This is a genomic window from Paenibacillus sp. J2TS4 (assembly GCF_018403245.1).
Taxonomy (GTDB): Bacteria; Bacillota; Bacilli; order Paenibacillales; family NBRC-103111; genus Paenibacillus_L.
Window position 1 is genome coordinate 221,385 of the sequence record NZ_BOSH01000009.1, and the last position, 7,869, is coordinate 229,253.

The following is a 7,869-nucleotide window of genomic DNA, read 5'->3' on the forward strand; positions in this document are numbered from 1 at the left end:
CCGGGTTCATACTTATCTATCAAACATCGTAAGAAGTCCTGCGGCCCAATAGCCTAATACCCCGCCGACCGGCAGAAGCAGCATGGCTCCCAGCCAGGAATAGACTGCTGCGCCCAACACCGCGCTTATGATAAGGTATCCCGGCATTGCGGTGAAGACAATCATTCTTTTGGTCGCTTCGCGGATCACTCCGTCCTTCCAGGAAAACATCTTAATAAAAGGACCTTTCCTGGATTCCTGCCCATTCTGCTTCACCATGTACGACAACAGGAATGCGGCTGCCGCCCAAAGCACCCATTTCATTGGGAAAGGCAAAGCGATCATCCCAAATGAACAAACCGAAACAAACTGGATGTACAGAAGAACCGACGGTTTTGAACGAAAAAATAATTTTATTCCGGTTTCTGCTATTCCGTTGGCGGCCGTCCTTTTATTAAACAACCGGTTGGAGGAACGGAATAACAAGGGACGCTTTCTCCCCGATTTGGGCTGTATAGATGTGACATTAGCAAGCACAAAGCCTGTGAATTTCATCTTCGCCTCGTAATCACGGCGGATATCCTGAACCATTAGCGCCCGGGCTCCCTGAAGCTTCTTCTTCCATAAGACAAGAGCGGCAAAGCTCAGCAGGATGCAGAGCAGAAGAGCCAGCGGTTGAATCGGCATGATCCAGTAGCTTCCCGAAAAATAAAGAAAGAAGCTAATGCAAAAAAGTGGGATTTGCAGCAAAACCAGCCTCCAGCCGGAATACCTTGTCTCCAACAATGGCCAGATGAGCTGTGAATTCAATTTATACAAATAAGTAAAGATCCCCAGCCATACAATAGTAGCCGCCGTAAACGAGTACGCAAAGGTGAGGAAGGGGGTTAGGAAGCTGAGGATGGCCGCCGTCTCGATTAACTGTTTCGTCAGAGTATAGAGCAAGCCTCGTCTTCTCAATTCTCTGACCCAATGAGGATGCTGCAGCAGAACCAATTGATCCGCTGCCTCAAGAAAGCAGCGTAACGTCCCCGAGCTGGCATAAAGAAATAAAACGAAGGAAACTAGCGCGAACGGAATATAGCTAAACCACTCTGGAGGGGTGACCATCCAGTCATAATATTGAATAGAGAGGAAGAAAAGCGCAGGCACGACAATGTACAAAGCCACTGTCCAATCTACGGTCATATTCAATATACTCCATTGAAATTTGGCGTTTTCTTTTAATCTTCGCGCAAATAATTGTTGAGGTGTCATCATCTAATCTTATCTCCTTGGGAAAGGCTGCTTTTTCTGTCCGGGTTAGTTCTGGACTAGGCAGGATCTGATCAAAGAAGCGAGTTGAAGCATTCAAACAACGATTCTCCCGGCATTCCGCATTGCTGACGAATGGACTCCAAATCGCCCTGGGCTGCAAGTCGGCCTTCGTTCATTAGCAAGAAGGAGTCGCAAATCTTTTCCGCTGTGTCCAACACGTGGGTGGACATAAGCACGCCTGCTCCGCGTCTGCGTTTTTCATTCAATAATTCCAAGAAATCTTTAATGGCACGCGGATCCAGGCCAATAAAGGGCTCGTCCACAATATACAAAACCGGCTCATGCAGAAAAGCGAGAATGAGCATAACTTTTTGCTGCATTCCTTTGGAGAAGCTAGACGGCAGATGATGCCTTACCTCCGTCATTCTGAATTTAGCCAGCAATTTCTCTGCTCGGGCTTCGAATACCCCCTGCTCCAGCTCCCAGGCGCTGGCCGCAAGCTCCAGATGCTCCCATAGCGTTAACCGATCATACAGAATCGGATGCTCGGGAATATAGGAATAAGTGCCGTTCATCGTAATGTCTCCCCGAAAATCGGTGAGCAGGCCGAGAATGGCTTTAACGGTTGTACTTTTCCCCGCACCGTTAGGACCAATCAATCCTACCAGTTGTCCGGGGCTAATAGAGAAATCGACATCGCTAATTACAGCGTCCCGATCGGTATACCCTGCGCTTTCTATATGAACCTTCAACAGTTCTGCCTGAGCATCGTGGAAGGAAAGCTGGCTCTGGTTGGCGGAAGAGGTCTGTTCGGTTGTCATGTTCTCCCCTCTTTCGAACTTGATTATTATTAGGTATTACGAACTATACCGTCGTTAGTTTCCAAAAACGGAGAAAAAGTTAGCAGATTTAAGATTCTAATCCCTTTTGTAATGGCATTTACATAAGCCTTTCCATAAGTGCCTTTCCATAAGTTTATAGGAAAAAGTTCAACGATATTTGATTTTTCTTGGGAGTCTGAACAATCCATTTCCGAACCCGGAGGAATAAAAAAAGCAGGCTGCGCAGCCTGCCATGAATGATATAGAAAGATGATGTTGCTATATTTAGTTTGGTAACAATCGAAGTATCCCTGCGTTCCGCATACGATTCCTCTAGAATAGCATCATCATCAACTTGTAAATGACAAAAGCCAAGACCATCGAAATCGGGATAGTAATGACCCAGGTCATAATCATTTGCCCGACCGTTCCCCAATTAATGGAGCGGAAGCGGACCGCACTGCCTGTTCCAATAATGGCCGACGTAATGACATGGGTTGTCGAAAGAGGCATCCCGTAATGAGTTGCGGTTTGCAAGACAAGCGTTGATGTCAGGTCGGAAGCAAACCCGTTCATCGGCTCGATTTTAATAATTTTCTTGCTCACTGTCTTGATGATCTTCATCCCGCCAAAGGCGGTTCCAAGCCCCATCGCGGTAGCCGCCGCGGCCTTAACCCAAAAAGGAACGTGCAGCTCTGTCTGAAAGTCTCCCGCAATGAGCGCAAAAACAATTATGCCCATTGCTTTCTGAGCATCGTTAGCTCCATGGGAAAAAGCTTGGGCTCCTGCGGAAACGATCTGCATCAACCGGAAACTTCGGTTGACTTTACTCGGAGAGCGATTCCCCAGCAGATAGATCAGCCAGCGGATAATATTCAACACTATATATCCGACAACAAAAGCGATAACCGGCGATAAAATAAGGATGATAATAATTTTGTTGAAGCCCGACCAGTTAATGGCATCCAACCCGGCTCCGGCAAAAACAGCGCCAGCCAGCGACCCAATCAGAGTGTGAGAAGAGGACGATGGAATACCGAAATACCAAGTAATGAGATTCCAGGCAATGGCCGAGATTAACGCGGCTATTACAATTTGCAAACCATTCTCAATTTGAAAAGGATCAGCAATGCTTCCGCCTACATTCTTGGCCACTCCTTCAAAAATAATCGCACCCACAAAGTTGAGAACCGCCGCATACATAATCGCCGTCCGGGGTGTCAACGCTTTGGTCGATACCGAGGTGGCAATCGCATTCGCCGTATCGTGAAACCCGTTAATAAAATCAAAAATAAGCGCCAGTAGAACAACTATGATAATGATTGTCACACGGGATCCCCCTATATTTCATACGTTGCAGATCTATGAAAAGCTACACCCGGCAGCTTGTTTTTTATCCGAAGGTCACACAAAAGGTTAACACAAATTAGGCAACATTCAAATAATAACACAATTCATTATAATTTCATTAATAATTTTTAACTATCTTCTACAATTTTCGCAACATGGAATATAGAGGCCTCTAAATCTTAACCATTTCACAACAAAAGAGTGCGAAATCGGGCTATCGGTTATCCTTCCCTATTCACACAACAAATTGTCTCCAGCTTATGTAAGCATCATTACTAGCTTACCCTGTTCTCTCTCCAGAAAAACGAAGAACATCTATTTTCTTATTTAATGATAGCGTTTACAATTCCTCCCAGAAATCCGGCCAGCAGAAACAAGACGGCGGCTCCCGTCAACAAAAACATCACTCTCTCGGTCTGTGGTTCCAGATGACTTTCCCCGCAATGGGGGCACCATTTAGCTTTCTTCGATATTTTATTCCCACAGGTCTTGCAGTTTGAATTAAGACCCATATGACTCTGCCTCCGATCGTTGGCGTCGGTTCTTTCATCCGATACAGCCCATCTTACTATATAAGACATCTTCGAAATAGGTTTTGTTACGGGCAAAATTAAATTTTTTTTGTATCCTCACTAAGGAGTCACATTTTCGACATAATCACGTTATAAATCAAACAGAATTTCTACTTTATTTTTTCCGTTTCAATCGTTATACTAGAGCGTAGTCATTCCGATGATAATGATTTTCATTATTATTAAATCATATAGAAATATGGAGGGAAAATTTCTTTTTTTGCCACATAGTTGAGAATGAATATTATTGTCGATTTATTAAAGTAATGATTTAATAGTAACTAGGCTTGTTATTTCAGGGAGGTAAAGAAACATGCGGTTGAATTATAAATCATCATTCATTATGATTGCTATATTGGTCATCTCTTTGTTGACCGGTTGCGGGGCTGGAGGTTCTGGAGGTGCGCAGAGCGATGGAACACCGACACCGACTCCTGAGTCTGCCGGCACTTCCCAGCCGGAAGCCAACGGTAAAACCGGTGGAGAAGTCAACATATATACAGCTCGCCATTATGATGTGGATGCTGAGTTGTACGCCAAATTTACAGAACAAACCGGAATCAAGGTTAACGTCGTAGAAGGCAAGGCTCCGGAGTTGATTGAACGTATAAAGCGTGAAGGGGCAAGCACGCCGGCCGACTTATTCATAACCGTTGACGGAGGCATACTGAATACGGCGAAAACCGCCGAGCTGCTGCAGCCCGTTCAATCGAGTGTCGTGGACGCTCAAGTCCCCTCTGATTTACGGGATAAGGACAGTCACTGGATCGGTTTATCCACCCGGGCGCGTGTTATTGTCTATGCCAAGGATCGGATAGATCCAGCCGAGCTCTCCACCTATGAAGATTTGGCTGAAGACAAGTGGAAGGGCAAGCTTCTAACCCGCTCCTCCACCAGCCTGTATAACCAATCCTTGCTGGCTTCGCTCATTGCCATCAATGGGGAGCAGGAAGCGGAAGCCTGGGCTAGCGGAATTGCCGCTAATCTGGCTCGCGACCCGGAAGGCGGAGACCGCGATCAGGCTAAAGCTATCGTAGCCGGTGTAGGCGATGTCGCTATCATGAATTCGTACTACGTAGGCCACATGTCGGTTTCCGATGATCCGGAGGAGGTCAAGGTGGCCAACAGTGTCGGCGTCTTCTTCCCCAATCAGGATACGACAGGAACGCACCTGAACATAAGCGGTGCCGGCTTGATTAAACATAGCAAGAACAAAGATAATGCCATTAAACTGATTGAATATTTGACCGCTCCTGAAGCACAGGCTGTTATCTCTAAGTCCAATTTCGAGTTCCCGGTAAACAAGGAAGCCGAGATGCCGGAATTGCTCAAGAGCTGGGGAGAATTTAAGCATCAGGGGATCGACTTCGCCGCTTATGGCGAGTTTAATCCAAAGGCGGTGGAAATCGCCAACAAGGTGGGCTGGAAATAATAGATGAAGATAAGAATACTCCTACGCAACATCAGGAGGCACACAAACGGATGGCTTATTACAAGCCTGATCGGGGCAGCAGTCATTCTGCTGCCCATCGTTTATGTGCTGTCCGGACTGATTCAACCGGCTAATGAGAATTGGAATAATGTAACCCAATATCTGCTTAAAGATTATATTATCGGCTCTGCGAAGCTAGTGCTTTTTACTGGCTTTTTTGCTACTTTAATCGGAGTAGTTTTGGCCTGGCTTGTAGTCGGATATACCTTTCCGCTCAGAAGGTTCTTCCGATGGGCGCTAATGCTGCCGCTCGCTGTTCCTCCTTATATTGCTGCTTTTACTTATGCTACTATGACAAGCTATACCGGGACTATTCAAGCAACGCTGCGCAACCAATTCGATATTAATCTAGCTCCCGGTATGATAGAAATCATGTCTACCCGTGGCGCTGTTTTTATAATGACGCTATTTTTATTTCCCTATGTTTTCATGATTTCTCGCACATTTCTTGAGAAGCAGAGCGCATCTTATATCGAGAATGCCATGTTGCTCGGGCACAAGCGATTCTCGCTTTTCTTTCGGGTCGTGCTGCCGATTTCCCGCCCGGCCATTATAGCCGGTGGAATGCTGGTCGTATTTGAAGTGTTAAGTGACTATGGAGTAGCCAGTTATTTTGGGGTTCAGACGTTGTCCACCGCTATTTTTCAAACCTGGTTCGGAATGTACGATGTGGATTCAGCCATTAAGCTGGCCGCGTGGCTAATGATCGTTATTATTGGAATATTTGCCATTGAACGGTTTCTGCGGCGCAATCGCAAGTTTAATTCCACCACAAGCCAGAGCCGGCCCCTCAATCCCCGGCCTTTGAAGGGATTCGCGGCGCTAGGCGCCACCTTGCTGTGCTCCATCGTCTTTCTTCTTTCCTTTCTCATACCTGTGGTCCAGATTATAGTGTGGACAACGTGGACTTACCGAAAAGTATGGAGATCGGATTTTATGGATTTAATGATGAACAGCTTGACGGGTGCGTTAATAGGGACCTGTATCATCATTGTGATCGCTCTTCTGGCAGCGCGAACATCGCGAACGATTTCCTCATCGCTAGGCTATGCCATTTCCAGACTCATGACGGCTGGCTATGCTATACCGGGGGCGATTATTGCGATCGGCGTGCTGGCTATATTTATCGCACTCGACCGCCAGTTATCTCCATTCTATGCTTGGTTAGGCAAAGGAGAAGGTGTTCTTATCCTCAGTCTGTCTCTCTCTATGCTGGTTACCGGATATATCATTCGATTCATGGCGACCGGGTATAATGCCATCGAGTCAGGGTACGAGAAAATCCCCCGTACCTACTCGGAAGCTTCGAGAATGCTTGGACGAAGCTCCACCAGCACCTTTTTCAAAATCGAGCTTCCGCTCTTGAAGGGGGCTGTATTTACGGGGTTCGTTCTTACATTTGTAGAAATCGTCAAAGAACTGCCCTTAACCTTGCTGCTCCGTCCATTCAATTTTGACACGTTAGCTACACGGACCTATCAATATGCGATGGATGAACGTATTTTTGAAGCGGCTTTGCCGTCGTTGCTGCTGATCGGAATCAGTCTGATTTCCGTGCTGTTCATCCTGATGCTTGAAAAGGAGAAGAGGACATGACGTATGTTGAGGTAGAAAAGATTTCGTTCCGTTATGCCAGAAGACAGCCTCGGATCATCGATAAGTTATCCTTCACCATGCGTAAAGGAGAAATAGTCGGGATTCTGGGACCGAGCGGCAGCGGTAAAAGCACCCTTCTCCGATTGGTAGCCGGACTGGAGGTCCCTGAAGAGGGCAGCATAGCTATAGAGGGACGCATCATCGTGGACGAACGAACCTGTCTGGACGCGGAAAAGCGCGGTGTGGGCATGGTGTTTCAAGACTATGCGCTCTTCCCCCATCTGAACACGGCCGACAATATTGCCTTTGGACTGCACAAGCTTAAACGTGCAGATCGAAATCAACGCTTACGCGAAATGCTGGAGCTGGTACAGCTTACGGATTATGCCCAAAGATATCCTCACGAGCTCAGCGGAGGACAGCAGCAGCGTGTCGCCTTGGCGCGAGCGCTTGCCCCGCAGCCGTCTATTCTGTTGATGGACGAGCCATTCAGCAACCTGGACGCTAATCTGAAATCCTCCATTCGCAGCGAGCTGCGTCAGATTCTGAGCAAGGCGGGCATGACCTGTCTCTTTGTTTCTCACGATCAAGCGGACATCGAAGCCATCTGTGATCGCTCCATAAGTATCGTTTAGAGCGTTGGGCCTGTCCTCCTGCTCCTCTCTTGCTCCTCTCTGTCAAACGTCTGTGAAAATGTCACCTTATCTGTGCTATGAAAATGTCACTTTTTTTGAAGGAGGCCACTCTTACCAGTAGGCCTCTGAATAACTGTTATGCTGTGAATACATAGCGTCTTGGAATG

The 7,869-nt window shown here is 46.9% G+C and carries 7 protein-coding genes; 3 read left to right on the forward strand and 4 right to left on the reverse strand.

Annotated elements, in window-relative coordinates; all coding sequences use genetic code 11:
- Positions 1 to 12: 12 nt before the first annotated feature.
- The 4 genes from KJS69_RS19560 to KJS69_RS19575 all read right to left on the reverse strand — a co-directional run bounded on the left by KJS69_RS19560 (position 13) and on the right by KJS69_RS19575 (position 3,919).
- The gene (locus KJS69_RS19560; RefSeq protein ID WP_213585465.1) at positions 13 to 1,239 is read right to left on the reverse strand and encodes an ABC transporter permease; all 1,227 of its coding nucleotides are present in this window, start codon (positions 1,237 to 1,239) and stop codon (positions 13 to 15) included.
- Between the two features lie 68 nt (positions 1,240 to 1,307).
- Entirely contained in the window at positions 1,308 to 2,057 is a 750-nt protein-coding gene (locus KJS69_RS19565; RefSeq protein ID WP_213585466.1) for an ABC transporter ATP-binding protein, read from the reverse strand.
- A gap of 333 nt (positions 2,058 to 2,390) precedes the next feature.
- A complete protein-coding gene (locus KJS69_RS19570) occupies positions 2,391 to 3,386 on the reverse strand; it encodes an inorganic phosphate transporter (protein ID WP_213585467.1) in 996 nt (331 codons plus the stop codon).
- Positions 3,387 to 3,730: 344 nt separating this feature from the next.
- Positions 3,731 to 3,919, reverse strand: coding sequence for a hypothetical protein (locus KJS69_RS19575; protein WP_213585468.1), 189 nt, complete (start codon positions 3,917 to 3,919; stop codon positions 3,731 to 3,733).
- Positions 3,920 to 4,292: 373 nt separating this feature from the next.
- Here KJS69_RS19575 and KJS69_RS19580 point away from each other — a divergent pair, with 373 nt between their 5' ends.
- The 3 genes from KJS69_RS19580 to KJS69_RS19590 are packed head-to-tail and all read left to right on the forward strand — an operon-like array spanning position 4,293 to position 7,702.
- Positions 4,293 to 5,411, forward strand: a complete 1,119-nt coding sequence (locus KJS69_RS19580) for a Fe(3+) ABC transporter substrate-binding protein (protein WP_213585469.1) — start codon at positions 4,293 to 4,295, stop codon at positions 5,409 to 5,411.
- Positions 5,412 to 5,414: 3 nt separating this feature from the next.
- Positions 5,415 to 7,067 (forward strand): ABC transporter permease, encoded by a 1,653-nt coding sequence (locus KJS69_RS19585; protein WP_213585470.1) that lies wholly within the window; start codon positions 5,415 to 5,417, stop codon positions 7,065 to 7,067.
- Complete coding sequence (locus tag KJS69_RS19590; protein ID WP_213585471.1) at positions 7,064 to 7,702, forward strand: ABC transporter ATP-binding protein; 639 nt, start codon at positions 7,064 to 7,066, stop codon at positions 7,700 to 7,702. The genes KJS69_RS19585 and KJS69_RS19590 overlap by 4 nt, the downstream gene beginning before the upstream one ends.
- Positions 7,703 to 7,869: the final 167 nt, after the last annotated feature.